Below are 14,997 nucleotides of genomic sequence, written 5' to 3'. Positions count from 1 at the left end.
ATGCTTGAACTCTTCTGTATGCTTGATCATCTCGTCGGTCTCCTGTTGCGAGCTCTAATCGCTCAGGTGACCGGCGCAAATCCGTTACAAGTCCATGTTGCCCCGCACATCGATCAACAAACTGCTCCGGCTTGCCCAAGGCAAATGGCCGCCCGAGCCAGAGATGACCGAACCGGAAACCGCGTATCGGCAGGCGATCTGCTGCGAATACGAGGCATGGCTGCGCGACGAGCGCGGTCTGGCAAGCGCTTCCATCTCGGCGCTTCTGTGGGAGGCACGGAACTTCCTGCGATGGCAGTTCGAACGGGGCGGGGCCGCCAGCCTCGACACCTTGAGCATCGGGGAGGTCGATCTCTACATGGACATGCGCGCCCCTGGATTACGGCGCAAATCATTGGCCGATGTCGCTGAGCGGCTCCGGTCGGTGGTGCGGTATCTGCATCGGACGAGGCGCATCCCGATGGATCTCACGCCGCACATCATCGGCCCCATGCTCTACGCCTATGAAGACGTGCCCTCGACGCTGGACAGGCGCCAAATCGCCGCGGTGCTGGCGGCGACGAAGAAGGATGGATCGCCGCGGGGACTGCGCGATTTTGCGGTACTTCAACTGCTTGCCACATATGGGTTGCGCGAAGGTGAGATCTGTCGCCTTCGGCTTGAAGACGTGAACTGGCGCGGAGAAGCCCTGCGTATCCGTCACACCAAGACCAATGCGTACTCCTACTTGCCGCTATTGGCGCCCGTTGGTGAGGCGCTCCTCGACTATCTGCGTAATGGGCGCCCCCAGGTTGAGGGGCGGGAAATCTTCATCCGGTCCTGCGCGCCCTATATCGCAATGACAAACCTGTATGGCATGATCCGCGGGCGGTTGTCAGCCGCTGGCGTCGAGCCGCCGGGAAAGCGAGGAGCGCATGTCTTTCGCCACGCGCGGGCGGTCGAAATGCTGCGGGCGTCGGTCCCGCAAAAGATCATCGGCGACGTGCTCGGACATCGATCCACCGAATCCACCAACGCCTATCTCAAGCTGGCGACAGATGATCTCCGAGCCGTGGCGCTCGACGTGCCCGGATCGGAGGTGCTGCCATGAGCGCTTGGCACGATCCCGATCGCACGGTCATCGACGCCTTCCTGGAAAAATCGCAGTTCCGGCAGGGAAGCAGGCCGACTTATCGCTGGTTCCTTCGCAGCTTCGAGAATGTAGCCCAGCGTCATCCGGCGGTCGACCGGCAGATGCTCGAAGTCTGGCTGAAGGAAATGGAAAAACGTTGGCGAATGCCGACGCTGCTCAACCAGGTCTGCATTGTCGATCGCTTCCTCGACCACCTCGTCGAAATCGGGCTGATCGCAGATAATCCCGTTGCCGTGCTTCGCCGTCAATACAACGTCAAACAAAGCAAGCCGATCTGGCGAGCGCTGGCTTCCGCAAATCCCGACGGAGCCCTGGCCGCATTGCGACGCCCCGCGCCCTTCGGCAGCTCGCTGGGGGACTTCATGCGTGAGCATGTCGCGTTGATGCGGAGCCGGGGGTATCAGTATGAGACTCAGGCTCACTGGTTATTGCGGTTCGATCGGTTCCTCCAGGCGACCCCGGAACTGACAGGGGCATCGCTTGAGACGATGCTGGCGCGCTGGGCAACTGCCAAGCTGACCCGCAATCACGCGGCTGAATGCCAGAAGCTCGGGCGCCTCCTGACTAAGGCGCGGTATCGCCTTGATCCCAGCATCCCACCGAAACGCTTCAACGCCCGTCCCGAGCGGGAAGTGGCACGAGAGCATCGACGACCGCACATCTTCAGCCCGGCCGACGTTCGGCAGATGCTCGACGTTGCCCGCTCCTATCCGTCGCCGGACGCGCCGCTGCGGCCGATGGTTCTCTACACCATGGTGGTTCTGGCCTATTGTGCCGGACTGCGCCGTAGTGAACTCGCCGGGCTCGATCTGGGTGACGTCGATCTTCAATCAGACACGATCACAGTGCGGGAAACGAAGTTCTACAAGACCAGGATATTGCCGCTAACCGGCAGCGTCATGGCCGAATTACGGGCCTATATCGATGCAAGGCGGCGCGCTGGCGCCCCACAGGATCCTCGGTCCGGGCTCTTCTGGCACGAGCACTTCAATGATCGCTATACCCCGGTGACGGTCTCAACGATGATCACCAACGTCATGCGCCGTGCCGGGTTCAAGGCCCCGACCGGGCGGACAGGGCCGCGTGTTCATGACCTGCGCCACTCGATGGTCGTGAACCGGATCCTTCAATGGTATCGATCCGGCGTCAATCCGCAGGACAAACTGCGCTTCCTCTCCACCTACATGGGCCACCGGGACATCAACTCCACGCTGGTCTACATCACCGTCACGCAGGACCTGCTGCAGGAAGCAAGCGAGCGGTTCCGGACCGTCGGCGCCCGATGCCTCACGATGGAGGCGCGGTCATGACGAAGGGCAATCTCTTCCCCGCATTCTTGCGGGCGTTCTTTCAGGAATGGTTGGCTGAGCAACGCAGTGCATCTGTCCATACGATCCGGTCTTACCGCGACACCTGGCGGTTGTTGCTTCGGTTCATCGCGGAGCGAAAGGGCGGCGGGGTCGCGCGGATCATGCTGGCCGACGTCTCGGCCGGAGAGGTTCGCGCGTTCCTCCACCACACCGAGCATGGGCGCAGGGGCACGATCGGTACACGCAACTGCCGGCTCGCCGCGATCCGCAGCTTCTTCAGCTTCGTGGCTGACAAGGATCCCGAATACATCGCGCAATGCGCCGAGGTCCTGACCGTCCCGCTCAAGCGGGAACCTACCGTTGCACCCTGCTATCTCGAGCCGGAGGAGGTCGAAGCGATCCTTGCTCAGCCCGACCGGTCGACAATCGAGGGAATGCGCGACCACGTGCTACTCTCGTTCCTATATAACAGCGGCGCGCGCATCCAGGAGGCCCTCGACCTCTGTCCCGAGGCGATCCGGTTCGACGCACCGAACTTCGTGCGTCTTTACGGCAAGGGTCGCAAGGAACGTATCTGTCCACTCTGGCCGGAAACCGTGACGTTGCTCAGGAAGTTGTTGGAACGTCACCCGCGCGCGCCAGATCAGCGGATCTTCGTCAATCGATATGGTGAGCCGCTGGGCGCCTCGGGAGTGCGGTTCAAACTCGCCTCCTATGTAGGAAAGGCGTCAGAAACCGTGCCGTCGCTTCGGTCCAAAAATGTGACGCCGCACAGCTTCCGGCACGCGACTGCCGTTCACCTTGTCGCTGCCGGGGTCGACATCACCGTCATCCGCAGTTGGCTGGGACACGTCAGCCTCGATACGACCAACCACTACGCACAGGCCAATCTGGAGACCAAACGAAAGGCGCTCGAGCAGGTAGGGGCGCCGGCGGCGAGCAACGTGCCACCTTCGTGGAAACGAGAAGCCAGCCTGATGGAGTGGCTCGATGCCTTGTGAAATAATGTGAAGGACGTGGCGAAATGCTCAGCAGCTTTGCGGGCCTTCGCCACGTTCCTGCGCATTATCGCGACCTCGCGATAAGGTATCTTATGCGCAGCTGCGCATAAGATGCCCCAGGCGTCGGCATAGGCATCGTAGATCGCGATCTGCTCGCGCGTCAGCTCGTGGCGCAGGATCTCATATTCGACGCCGGCGAAGCTGAGCGCCCTCGCGGTGTAGAGGCCGAGCGCCTTCAGGTCGCGGGCCACCAGCTCCATCGCCGCGATGCCGCCCTTGCGGATGCCCGCAATGAACTGCTCACGGTTGCTAAAGGCCGTTTCCGGGCCCCAGAGCCCGAGCCGCACGGCATAAGCGAGGTTGTTGACGTCGGACGCGCCCGTGGCCGAGGCATAGAGGACGCGGGCGCCGGGCAGGTGGTTCTGGAGCAGCACGCCGGAAATGCCCTGCTGCGAGCCCTCCTTCTTGCCGAGTGCGCCCTCGCCGCCAGCGACGCCGCCCATCTCGTGCGCCTCGTCGAAGCCGATGACGCCTTCGAAGTCCTCGCCGGCCCAGTCGATGATTTGCTGGAGGCGGCTGTGGTCACCGCGCGCCGAGCGAAGCGTGGGGTAGGTGACGAAGAGCACGCCCTGCTCGAGCGGGATTGCCTGATCGATCTTCCAGTTGGCGAGAGGCTGGATGTCAGCGGCAAGGCCGCCAAGCGCGGTCCAGTCACGGCGGGCGTCCTCAAGCAGCGCCTCGTTCTTGGAAATCCAGATGTTGCGCCGGCGGCCGGCAAGCCAGCTGTCGAGAATGCAGGCCGCGACCTGCCGGCCCTTCCCCGCGCCCGTGCCGTCGCCGAGGAAATAGCCCATGCGGTAGGCACGGCCGTCTTCCGCCTCGGTGAGACCGACGCCCTCCTTGGCGGGTTTGAACCGTCCGGGCAGGAACTGGTCCCAGGCGTGGCCGGCATAGACGACGGTTTCGAGCTGCGAAGCCGATAGCAGGCGCTCCGATACGGTGCGCTCGGGCAAGTTCGGCACATAAGCGGGGATCGGCCCCGCGATTGAACCCATAGCCACCGATTCGACAAGCGCGGTCGGATGTTCGCCGGCGGCCTCGAAGGTGATCCTGCTCGGGCGATAGGGAAGATAGACGCCGACCTGGTCGAGCAGCGGTGCCGGCGTATCGAGCGGCGTATATTGGACCGGCAGGACACTGTTGCGGACCGGCGCGTGATACGGACGCGGCTGCGCGCGATTGCTCTTCATGGCGCGGAAGAGCGAAGGGCTGCTCGACCGCTTCGGAGCGGGGGCCAAGGGTGCGCCGAGAACCGCTCGGTCGTGGATCGTGAGTGCGCCGATGAGGTCGCGGATGGAGGTGCGTTGGATCGTCGCGGGGATCGTCTTGCCTGGCACCTTGTCGATGACGAAGAGCCTGACGGCGATCGAGGTGCCGTGCTTGAGATAGCATTTTTCGAGCCGCACCGAAGTCTGGACGCTGACATCGCGCAAGGTGGTCTCGAAGAGATCGCGCATCCGGGCATTGGGGCCGAACCAGTCGGGCATGATCGCAACGAGCCTGCCGCCGGTCTGGAGGCGGCGTAGCGCTGCCTGGAGATGACGGACGGCGGCGTGTGCGTCGGCGCCGAGCCCGACCGAGCGGGAAAATGGCGGGTTCATGAGGATCAGGCTCGGCCGCGGCGCGGCTGCGAGGGTCGAGTTGATCACCGCGCCATCGTGGCCGGTGACAACGGCGTCGGGGAAGACGTCGGCGAGCCGGGCACGGCGGGCCGGCGCATATTCGTTGAGTTGCAGGGCCGAGAAATCCCGGCAGTGGGCTACGAGAAGGCCGTTGCCCGCGCTGGGTTCGAGGATGATGTCATCGCTCTGAACGTTGGCGAGAAGGACGGCGATCGCCGCAAGATCGACGGGCGTCGAGAATTGCTGCCATTCAATCTGATCCTCGCTGCGAACGGTCTGGGTGGGCAGCCGGTCCAGGAGATCGCAGGCGGCGGCGACGTCATCGAGCGAGCGGAGGGGATAGGGTCCGAACTGGAGATGGTGGGCGAGCGCGTGTTCGAGGATCTCGAAGCTGTCACGCTGGGTCCAGAAGCCGTCGGCGTCCGTCCCTCCAAAGCCCTCGACCATGGCCGCATTGAGGTCAGCGCGAGTGATCGGATCGGTCGAACGCAGACGATCGGCAAGAATGACGGCCGCGCGGCGCTCAGCCGCAGTGGCGGTATCGAAGAGATCGGACATGGTGGGGTCTCCAGACTGGCTGCCCCGTCGGCAGCATCAGTCCTCCGCCCCCCTCCCCTTCCCATTGCGCTGGGTTGGCCATGTTCCACGGGTTGAGCCGTTCGAGGCGGTCCAGCCACAATATCGAGAGTCGGGATTCTATCCGGCCCGATCAGGCCGCCATACGCCTCTCGAGTTCCTTGGCCCAATCTTCGATACCGCGCGGCGGCGGCATTCGTTCGATCGTGAGGCCGGGCCGAGTGTAGAGCAGTTCGGCCTGATCGGCGGCGCGGACGCCTTCCGCGTCATTATCCTGGGCAAGGATGAGCGTTTGCACGGTCTCCGGGAGGCGGATCTGATGCAGTCGCCGCGCTCCGAGACTTGCCCAGCATGGCAGCGCATTGAGAATGGTGAAGGCGCGCGCGGTCTCAAAGCCTTCGGCGAGGGCGAGGACCGTGGCGCCCCGCCCTCCCCCTTGCCACGCGCCGGCCGCTGGCCGACCGAGCATGAGCTTCATGCGATAGCGCGCAGTCATGGGATCGAGGAATATTCTCTGGACGGCTGTGAGCCGCCGCCCTTCCCGCACCGCTACCAGAAGAGCCGGGTGGAAGCTCGTCCAGGGCTTTGGCCGGTACGGACAGCGTGGATGGAAGCGCAGGTCGTCCGTGATCGGCGCGAGATAGCGCGAGGCGAGATAGCGTTCTGCCAGCGTGCCTTCGAGGGAAAGGGCTTCATCCCACAGCCGGCTCGCATTGCCGGAAGAAACGGCAGGAGCATGGGTATAGCTGAAATGGTCGCGGATGGGCACGCGTCGGAGTTCACGCAGAACGTCTTCCCGATCGCATCCCGCGAAGCAGGTCACCAAAATACCGCGATTGCCTTGGCGGATCGACAGGCTTGGGGTGCTGTCGGAATGCGCCGGGCAAAGGCACATTGCGGTTCTGCCGTGCCATGTGCCGCCAAGTGCGCCAACAAGATCGATGAGTTGCTGCGAAGGTCGTTCGGCTGTGAGGGCCATGATCGGCTCCTTTCACAACCTCGGCCCCCCTTCCCTTCTCCACGAACATCGTTTTAGAGGTTATCGGAGAAGCAAGACGGAACAGATCGCGCGACGGGTCGTGCGAGGCGCGACTCTTTCATGACTCGAAAGCAGTTGTTGGAGCGAATAGTCCAAGTTCGACCCGAATCGCCGTGGACTGATAGGTTCCATCGCTGACCCTGTGCCCGCCAATGATCTTCGAGATGATTCGCGTTGCTGTGAATGCCCGTTGTCTGAGCTTTCTAAGTCGGACAAGAATTGCGGATAAGTCCTCAAGCAGCGGGTGCTGGCGAGCGACTCGTCTTGATTTTGGTCCGGGTTTATAGGTGAAATGATATACGCGCGGATGGTCCGGGACTCGGGGGCGGCAAGAGGGCTTGTCCCTGCGCACGCCGGGTCAGGTCGCCGTATTTGACTAACCACCCTGCATTTGGCATATCTGTCCGGGATTAGGGGCCATTATGCGGTGCTTTTCACGAACCGTGGCCGGTTTGGGTTCAAAAAGGGGACATGCCCATGCTGTCGGGTCAGATTCTCGATGCGATGATTACCTCGTGCGAGAATGCCAAGACCGTGCTGCGGCAGGCAGCCATTGATCCATCCGATCGCAAAACGCTGAACATTTCAATGGGGGCGACGGTCGCCGCTGAATTGCTTGGCCGAACGCCAGAAGCGCTTTCGAAGGCTGAGGCGCGCGGACGCTTGCCCGCACCCAAGACGGCCACCAACGGACGCCGATTCTACACGGTCGAAGATTTGATCGCCATTCGCGAGAAGCTTGGCATCAAGATGGGTAAATTGCCCTCCGAGCGCGCGGTCGTCATTGCAGTGCAGAACTTCAAGGGCGGCGTCAGCAAATCGACGACGGGCAAGCATCTTGCAGACTACCTTGCGCTGCGGGGATATCGCGTCCTCGTTGTCGATTGCGATCCCCAGGCGTCGATGAGTGTTATGTTCGACGTCAATCTCGAGGCATTGGTGGACGAGACGCACACGCTCTCGAACTTCCTCTCGCCCAGAATCGACGAAGCCGATTCGCTGCGAAAGACGATCCAAAAGACCGCCTGGCCCAATATCGATATCTGCCCCGCCAACCTGGGCCTCCAGGACACCGAGTGGGAACTGACAGCAACCATCGAGGAGGGCCCGACCGCCATTGCCGGCGCATTTCGCATGCTGAGAATCGGCCTGGAAGAGGTCCGGCACGACTATGATGTCGTAATCCTCGATCCTCCCCCCGCCATGGGTTTTTTGGGCGTGAACACGTTGACGGCCGCGGACGGCTTGCTGATCCCGGTGCCGGCTCGGCAACTGGATTATCTTTCGACAATCCACTTCATGCAGACCTGTAGGGAAGCGATGGACCTCGTCTCGAAGTTCGACACTTCGATCGACTACGGGTTCATTCGCGTCGTCTGCACCATGTTCCAGCCCAACAGGACCAACGAGGCTCAAATGCTTCAGGTCATGGAGAAGACCTACGCCGGCCAGATGCTATCGACGCCGATCCTCCTGTCGGAAGAGATCAAGAATGCCGGGCTGTCGATGTCGTCGATCTACGAAATCAACAAGCCATATGGGTCGCACCAGACGTACACGCGGTGCCGTGACAACCTCAACATGGTGTTTCGCGAGATCGAAAAGGATATTTGCAAGCAGTGGCCGTCGCGTATGGCGCAGGTCGGCACCGACAGACTGACGGAGGCGGCATGAGCAGCGCAGGGGGCCGGCGTCGCAGCCTACTGGCGAATGCCATCGAGAGCATCGGCACGACCCCTGCCCCCACGTCCGTGGCCGAAGTCGTGGATGCCGAGGTGCTGGTCGATCGCGATAAGCCGGTTGACGAACCTTCGACGCCCTCATTCCTGGAGCGGCGAGGTATTGCGTTCGATGAGATCGCCCGCACGGTCAAACGTCCGACTATCCGTCTGAAGCCCTCGGAATGCTCCATCTGGCCGGGCAATGCTCGCGATCATGCGGCGCTGAGCCACGAACGCTGTGCCTCGCTCATTGATTCCATCCGCGAGGAGGGAACGAACCGCGAGCCGGTTGTGGTGCGGCGGACGCCGAACGCCGAGACTCCCTACGAGTTGATCGTCGGCACCCGCCGGCATTTCTCGGTTTCCTGGCTGAATGCCAACAACCATAGCGAAATCGAGCTCGTAGCGCGTATCGAGACGCTCGATGACGAGGCCGCTTTCCGGCTTGCCGATTTGGAAAATCGAGAGCGCGAGGACGTCACCGATTTGGAGCGTGCGCGCAATTACAGGCACGCCGTCGACGCATATTACAACGGGGTTCGCACGCAGATGGCCGATCGCTTGGCCATCGCCAAGCAGAACCTCCACAACCTCCTCCAGCTCGCGGAGTTGCCTGACGAGGTCGTGGCAGCGTTCGCTGAGCCTGGAGATCTCAAGGTCCGGCACGGCATGCGGCTCTCGCCCCTGCTGAAGAATGAACAGCACCGAGACGCGATCATCGCCGCAGCTGTAGCCCTCGGAGCCGAGCAACAGGCTCTGAAAGATGCTGGAAGCGACAAGATCGAGGGTATCAAGGTCTGTGAGCGCCTGGCCGCGGCCGCGGTGGCTCCCGCGGCGACGAGGAAGCCTGTACCCCGCGCCAAGCCGGCCCTCACCGCCTCATCGGGCCGCGAGATCGGACAGGTTCTCGCTGATACACGGGCCAAGGGACTTACCATCAACATCAACCCCAAGGGCACAGCGTCGGTCGACGAGATCCTCGAAGCGCTCCGCCCTGCCCTTGAGAGCGCGAAGTTCAGTCGGAATTGAGTAAAATCTGGTTTAACGCTTTATTTTCAATTAGTTGGCTCCTGGTAAAATGCGTTTTACCGATGCCGCAGGACACGAGATGCAACAGGATCACCGCGAAGACGGTCAGGTAGACCTCTTTCTCCCTCAGCTGACTGCGCTTCCTCTCCGGGATCAGCGCGAGACGATGGAGCGGCCCTTTTTCTCGCTGTCGAAGCGCAAGCGGCTCAAGCCGATCGACTATGTCAGCCCGGATCGTAAGATCACCGTCCATGTCTCCGCGAACTCGGAATATGGCCTGGCGACTATCTACGACCTCGACATCCTGATTTACTGCGCGTCAGTGTTGATCGAGCACAAGCGGCGAGGCGCCAACGACATCCCGCAGACGCTCCACGTCGTCCCATACGACATGCTGAAGACTCTGAAGCGCGAGGTTGGCGGACGCGCCTACGATCTCCTGGGCAATGCCCTCGACCGGCTCCAATCGACCACCGTCAAGACGAACATCCGCTCCGGGGATGCCGTCGAGACCACCTTCTCCTGGATCGACAGTCACAGCCAGCTCAAGGATCGTTCCGGAAACGTGCGGGGGATGCGAATTACCCTCGCGAAATGGTTCTACGACGGAGTGCTGATGGACGGAGGCGTGCTCGCCATCGATCCGGCTTATTTCTCGCTCACAGGCGGTCGAGAACGCTGGCTCTATCGGGTCGCGCGCAAACATGCCGGTGGGGCCGGCAGTGACGGTTTCGCCATCTCAATGCCAACGCTCTTCGAGAAATCCGGCGCAGAAGGCGATTATCGGCGCTTCAAGTTCGAGATGACCAAGATCGCTCGGGAGAACGATCTGCCAGGCTACTCCCTGGACATCGAACAGCGTGACGATGCCGAACCGCTGCTGCGCATGACCAGGCGCGATCGGGAGCCGTCCGAGGAGGGCAAGCCCTCCCCTGCCCTCGCCCAAACTTCGCCTGCGGCCGTCAAGGAAAAGGCGCCCGAGGAACCGAGTATCTCCTTCCCCTCGAGCGGCCATATCTCGCATTCGGCTTTCGGTGCGATCGCCCGCGCCAACCTGCCCAGCCCCCAACGCGACCACGGTCTCGTTGGAGACGATTTCCGGAACTTCCTCCGGCAGCGCGAGATAGCGTTCAACGCGAAGAACATCACGCAGATATTCGCGTCCTTTTGCGCGAAGCAGCGTCCGGTCAACTGATCGACGCCGTAGGCGCAATCCGCCAAAACGGTCTTTCAGGAACAGGGTCGAGAACGGCTCACTCGCGCACGCCAACTCATCCGTGTGGACCGTTCCTGAAGTAACGAGCCGGGCCTCGGAACCCTCTGTATGGCGCCCTATCAAAATTGCGTGGGCTGCGAAGACCCAACCACGCGCGATCCTTCGCCCGCCGCCTCCTCGGATGGGCTTTGCCGGGCACCGCTGTGCTAGCACGACGATCGCCCGGTCCACCTCTCCAGCCAGCCTTCACGGTACTTAAGGAACGGCGCTGACAGGGTCGGATTTGTGATCAGATTGCCCGGATTTGCCAGCTAAAGGTCAAACTTTAGACGCTCCGAAGAGGCTGGGGGAGGGGAGGGGAGTCATCCTCTCTGCCTCGATGCCGTTCCTGAAATACCGTGAATGCTTCGACTGCCTACGCCTCCGGGATCGCTAGACATCCACAATCGGCGCCCATCGCCTGGCCAGGCTCCGTTCCCAATGTACCGTCGAGATCCCTGGCCGGCTCCCGAGAAACCTCGAAATTTCACGGTCCAGGCTGCCGAGCGGGATGCGCTCAAGGCAACAAAACGCCGAGATCATCGCCGTTATAGGTCAGTTCGGCAGGGTCCCGTTCCTAAAAGACCGTCAATGAATCACCCAAGGACTCGGGAGGGCCGCGGAAATGCCGCTCGACTCCTCCGAACACAGGGCGGTCTCGCCTGACGCCTATAGTTCGACAACGAGCGCTGCAGGGTGTAACATGCCTGAAAGGCACCGAAAACAGCCACTTTTCGGACGAGTAAAACGCGTTTTACTCCCCCGGCGAGGCCCCGTCGCCCAGACCCTGCCCACGGTATTTCAGGAACAGGGCTCGGTACATTAGGAACCGAATCACGGTTCATTGGGAACGGCACGCAGGGTATTTCAGGAACGGCCAAACGGTATAATGGGAACGGCGCTCAACTCCCGACTCGCTCTGAATCGGCGAGTCGCGAAAGATCCATCCACAGCCTAACTTTTTATCCTATTCTCTAAAGAGATTAACCCGCCTGCGGCGCTTCCTTCTTTTGAAGAATTGATTGGGAAGAAGGGGTAGGGACGATCGCCGCGCACTAGCCAAATCGTCCAACCCTAATGCTCCGTCACGTTCGTCGCCTCAGACATGCGACCGCACATCACCGCCGATCATCGCAGCGCCCTGGCTCCTTACGACCCGGTTATCGCACCAAACCTCTCTGGGCACTGTTCAGCGAAGGCACTGTGACAGGAACCGCTCTGTGAAACCCGAACCAGGTCCGAGCTGCACTGAGCGGCGCCAGCAGCCCGCACAGCGCGTTTCCACCCATGGCTATCCGCAGGGCAAGCAAAACGCCCAGAAGGCGCTGTGGGGCCTTCCTACCAAAGCCTGATCACGAACAGCAGCCGGTGGGCTAGAGCCGTTGCGGCTCAGACGAGCCGTCGACTGGATGTCCCAGCTACCGCATACAACTTACGAGAGCCGATAGCCGCCGACTGCAGAGTTCGAGTTTCACCCTTGGGACAAGGGGAACGGCACCGCGCTCGCCGGCGTATCGATCCTCGCTGTATCCGGCGCTGTGAATTGCGAGCAGGGAGGGGAGGCACCTACCCCCTGGGGTGGACCGTCTACCGGGCGCACCTCAGTAGACAGGCCCTGACTAGCCGACGACATTCCAATCATCCGAGAGAGCGGTGTTCGGGGAGAAAGCCCGGTTCATCAGATCGGGCGGCATTCGAAACATCCTCCCGCGGACCTTCTTTTACGAACTCACGGCGCGTTGCTGGAGAAGCTTGTCGATGTTCTCCATCTCGCGATCGAAGGCATCGAAGACCTCGGCCAGCTCGCGGCTCGCAGGCGGGGGAGGGGTCTCGTTGCGCGGCCGCCCGCGCTTGGGCGCAGCAAAGCCAAACTCGACGGCAAGGTCCGTGGTCAGGAACACGCGCCAGGTCCGCCGCTTGGTGATCTCCACGAGCAAACCGCAGTCGACGCCACGGGCCAGGAGTTTGCTCGCGCCGGCAACGCTCATGCCCAGCAGATCCGCCAGCGACTGAGGCGAGAGCAGGGGCCGGTGATGGAGGAGGGCCGCGAGCGCCGGGAGATTGCCGGGTCGATATTCCGCGACGATCGCGCGCTGGGCCTCGCGATGGAGCTTCTCCAGCTCGTGCAACCGTTCGAGGTTTGCGGTGGCGCTTGCCTCTAGGCTGCGCAACGCCGCATACCAGTCCTCGTCGCCAACGGTCCGCTTCAGCCTGAATGCCTTCCCGCCGCCCGCGAGGCAGGGGAGGGGAGTGGTCACCAGCCCCTTGTCGCGCAGAGCGAAGGGCAGCGAGAGCCAGGGCAGAGCGGTGCCGTCGAGACGCGCATGCTGGCGGACCCGATCGAGCGCGCGGATCAGCGGCGCATGGTCCGCGGCGATCTCGATCTCGCCGATCGCGGTCGGGAGCGCATCGCGCCAGGCGAGGGGGTCGGGATCGCGAAGTGCGGCATCCCAGGCGGGAAAGCGATCGAACAGGTCGAGGTTGGTCGACCGCAGCGGCCGGCCGGGGATTTGCAGCCCGCAGCCCCAGGAAAAGACGTCGATTTCGTCGATCTCGGCCGATTGCAGTTGCAGCGCGCGGGTGTAGCCGCTCCAGGCGGCGCGGCGCGCCCAGGCCGATGCCACCGAACTCACGCAAAACCGGGCATCCAGACGCGTAATAGCGGCCGTGCAGGAGGCGATCGCAGAGACCATCTTCGCGCTGTAGGCGGGGCCATAGCGGCTGTTGGAAAGAGGAGCGTCCACGCCGTTTTTTAACCCAAAGTGCCTCTCAGTCAAATTGGCTGGTATGCGTAGTCGTGATAATGGGGGTTTATCATGACCCTATCATTTAAGCCGAATCCCGGCTATTGCTCGCTGTCGGTTTCCCCAAACCGCAGGACTCTAGGTCATCCGGCGATTTCGACCGTCAGGCTGATACCAAAACACAGGACTCGGCCGGCATCGGCCCGAGAAAGCCCGTAGGAGCGCCGTTTCGCGTCGGCGGGCGGCGGGGCATTGACGCGCCCAACGCCGTTCTGAGGGGCTTTCCGGGCCGTCTCGCCGCATTCAGACCCGTAAGCTCGGGTTGGGGAAGGGGTGGCCTCGCGGGATTGAAAGAGTTGTCCAATGGGGGCAACCGGTCGGTTGACCCCGTTAGATGGATTGTGACAAATGCCCTTGATCGGTTACGCCCGCGTTTCTACCGACGAACAGGATACCTTCGCCCAGATTAGTGAGTTAAGACGCGCAGGCTGTGTAACCCTATTCGAGGACCGGGCCAGCGGCGCTAGCCGCAGCCGTCCGAAACTGGCCAGCGCGCTCGCAGCGGTGGGACAGGGGGACACCCTCGTGGTTGTGCGGATCGATCGCCTCGCACGATCGTTGTCACATTTGCTGGAAATCGTCGAAGCGCTCCGCGCCAAGGGAGCGTATTTTCGCTCGATCAATGATCCGATCGACACCAGCAGCCCGCAAGGGATGCTGATGACACAGATGCTTGGCGCCTTTGCGGAGTTCGAACGTGCGCTTATTCGCGAGCGGACGCGGGCAGGGCTGAAGGCCGCGGTTGCGCGCGGCGCCAGACCGGGAAATCCGAAGATGCGCGCGAGAGACCCGTCGGCGATAGGCGACTTGCGCCACAGTTTGAAGGAAAAGCATCTTCACGAATTGGTCGATGGCCGGCTTCGATGGCTGCCAATCGTCGAGCGGTTGCGACCGCACTTACCCTGGAGCTTGGTGCTCCGGCGTATTCAGGCGCTTAAGCCGCCGGTGCGGTCGTTTTCCGAGCGTACCCTGGTGAAGGCATGCCGAACGTTGGTCGAAGCGGGCTACGCTGATCGGGTGATACTCGAGGCGGCGCCGCGATTGGCTCCCGACAGTCGGATCGCATTGCTGGTGGCCGACAAGCTCAACAACGATCCAGATGCTACTCTTCGCAGCCTCGCGACGTGGTTGAGCAAGGATTTGCGAGAGCCAACGCCGCGCAAAGGTACGCAATGGTCGCCTGAGGGGGTGAGGCGCGTGATTTCTCAGGCGCGGAATTTGGGCTTGATCGTCGTGCCGAAGTTACCGGCGACCTTATCGCCGTGAATGCCGGAGAAGGTCGGCTGCGGGCCGGTAGGCGACTGTCCGGATTGGAGCCGGATCGCGAGGACAGCTGACACTCACGTGGAGTCGGCTGCCGACCAAAGCACGAACCCGCTCCGCGGGAGGGTCGCTTGGGGTGACGTAGCGTAGTATTTGTGAGGCTTTCGGCGGGGCGGCGTCGCCCG

At 62.3% G+C, this 14,997-nt stretch carries 8 protein-coding genes and 2 pseudogenes; 7 read left to right on the top strand and 3 right to left on the bottom strand.

Annotation, left to right across the window (positions count from 1 at the left end):
• Positions 1-94 precede the first annotated feature (94 nt).
• From GGQ90_RS27705 to GGQ90_RS27695, 3 genes and pseudogenes are all read left to right on the top strand, one after another.
• Positions 95-1,090, top strand: a pseudogene (locus GGQ90_RS27705) (site-specific integrase); the annotation flags it as partial.
• Complete coding sequence (locus tag GGQ90_RS27700) at positions 1,087-2,442, top strand: tyrosine-type recombinase/integrase (protein WP_008832422.1); 1,356 nt, start codon at positions 1,087-1,089, stop codon at positions 2,440-2,442. The pseudogene GGQ90_RS27705 and the gene GGQ90_RS27700, both read left to right, overlap by 4 nt.
• Positions 2,439-3,443: a site-specific integrase gene (locus GGQ90_RS27695; protein WP_142632406.1), complete on the top strand. Its 1,005-nt coding sequence runs from the start codon at positions 2,439-2,441 to the stop codon at positions 3,441-3,443. The genes GGQ90_RS27700 and GGQ90_RS27695 overlap by 4 nt, the downstream gene beginning before the upstream one ends.
• Positions 3,444-3,586: 143 nt before the next feature.
• Here GGQ90_RS27695 and GGQ90_RS30070 read toward each other — a convergent pair.
• Together GGQ90_RS30070 and GGQ90_RS27685 are read right to left on the bottom strand one after the other, a co-directional pair.
• Positions 3,587-4,693: pseudogene (locus GGQ90_RS30070) on the bottom strand (strawberry notch family protein); the annotation flags it as partial.
• Between the two features lie 1,141 nt (positions 4,694-5,834).
• The gene (locus GGQ90_RS27685) at positions 5,835-6,680 is read right to left on the bottom strand and encodes a DUF7146 domain-containing protein (protein WP_188084534.1); all 846 of its coding nucleotides are present in this window, start codon (positions 6,678-6,680) and stop codon (positions 5,835-5,837) included.
• Between the two features lie 537 nt (positions 6,681-7,217).
• Between GGQ90_RS27685 and GGQ90_RS27680 the strand changes: the two genes are divergently transcribed.
• The 3 genes from GGQ90_RS27680 to GGQ90_RS27670 all read left to right on the top strand — a co-directional run bounded on the left by GGQ90_RS27680 (position 7,218) and on the right by GGQ90_RS27670 (position 10,685).
• A complete protein-coding gene (locus GGQ90_RS27680) occupies positions 7,218-8,414 on the top strand; it encodes an AAA family ATPase (protein ID WP_029623213.1) in 1,197 nt (398 codons plus the stop codon).
• Positions 8,411-9,490, top strand: coding sequence for a ParB/RepB/Spo0J family partition protein (locus tag GGQ90_RS27675; RefSeq protein ID WP_188084533.1), 1,080 nt, complete (start codon positions 8,411-8,413; stop codon positions 9,488-9,490). The genes GGQ90_RS27680 and GGQ90_RS27675 overlap by 4 nt, the downstream gene beginning before the upstream one ends.
• Positions 9,491-9,569: 79 nt before the next feature.
• Positions 9,570-10,685 (top strand): replication initiator protein A, encoded by a 1,116-nt coding sequence (locus tag GGQ90_RS27670; protein ID WP_188084536.1) that lies wholly within the window; start codon positions 9,570-9,572, stop codon positions 10,683-10,685.
• Between the two features lie 1,781 nt (positions 10,686-12,466).
• Here the strand turns inward: GGQ90_RS27670 and GGQ90_RS27665 are convergent.
• Positions 12,467-13,489, bottom strand: a complete 1,023-nt coding sequence (locus GGQ90_RS27665) for a hypothetical protein (RefSeq protein ID WP_230188867.1) — start codon at positions 13,487-13,489, stop codon at positions 12,467-12,469.
• A 408-nt stretch (positions 13,490-13,897) separates the two neighbouring features.
• Here GGQ90_RS27665 and GGQ90_RS27660 point away from each other — a divergent pair, with 408 nt between their 5' ends.
• Entirely contained in the window at positions 13,898-14,815 is a 918-nt protein-coding gene (locus GGQ90_RS27660) for a recombinase family protein (RefSeq protein WP_017503726.1), read from the top strand.
• Positions 14,816-14,997: the final 182 nt, after the last annotated feature.

Origin of the sequence: Sphingobium scionense (assembly GCF_014197035.1) — a bacterium.
Lineage (GTDB): Bacteria > Pseudomonadota > Alphaproteobacteria > Sphingomonadales > Sphingomonadaceae > Sphingobium > Sphingobium scionense.
This window is presented reverse-complemented; position numbering and strand designations above follow the sequence as displayed.